An 817-nucleotide genomic window follows, 5' to 3' on the forward strand; every position below is an offset into this window, starting at 1 on the left:
CCAGAAGCAGCAACGCGCCGATACCGCACGAGCGCTGGCACTGCAGAAGCTCCAGGAGACGGGAATCGATCCGGAAACGGTGGGTCTGGGGGAACCTGAACCGATGGCCATGCCCACACGGGGACTACCGAGCAACGCCCAGGGCAAGCCGAGCCCAAAGGCCCAGCGCAATTTCACTGATCCAGGCAGCCACGTGATGAAAAGCGGCAATGGCTACATCCAGGGCTACAACGCCCAGGCCGCAGTGGACAGCAAGCACCAGGTGATCGTGGCGATCGGGGTGAGCAACCAGGCTCCAGATGTCGAACACCTTGTCCCCATGCTGGAGCGCACCATCGCCAGCACCGGCACCTTGCCGGTGAAGTTCATTGCGGATGCGGGCTACTGGAGCGAGGCCAAAGCCAAGGCCTGCAGCGATCGGTGCATCGATGCCTACATCTCCACCGGCCGCCAGAAGCACGGCGAGCAGCGAGCGCCATCACGGGGTCCGATCCCAAAGGATCTCGACCCCAAGGGGACAATGGCCCGCAAGCTCAGAAGCAAGAACGGCCGCGAGGTCTATGCCAGGCGTAAGGCGATCGTCGAGCCGGTGTTTGGTCAGACGAAAGAAAATCGCGGCCTGCGGCGCTTCCTGCTGAGGGGGCTTGAGAAGGTGAATGGAGAGTGGTAGCTGATGAGCACAGGCCACAACCTGCTCTAGCCGCAAGGCTTCTCCGAAGGAGTAGTTGTTCAAATTCAGCTGGGCGGTCACATAAAAGTCACCCTGTCCCTCGGCTCGAGCCACCGGGGGCTGCCAACAGATAAAGGGGCTAAACTC

The 817-nt window shown here is 61.6% G+C and carries 1 protein-coding gene; it reads left to right on the top strand.

Annotated features, from left to right (window positions below; translation table 11 throughout):
* Positions 1-670, top strand: a 670-nt coding sequence (locus CJZ82_RS17510; protein WP_143593768.1) for a transposase, incomplete at its 5' end; no start/stop codon positions are given.
* Positions 671-817 lie beyond the last annotated feature (147 nt).

It is taken from the genome of Synechococcus sp. 1G10 (genome assembly GCF_002252625.1).
Taxonomy (GTDB): domain Bacteria; phylum Cyanobacteriota; class Cyanobacteriia; order PCC-6307; family Cyanobiaceae; genus Regnicoccus_A.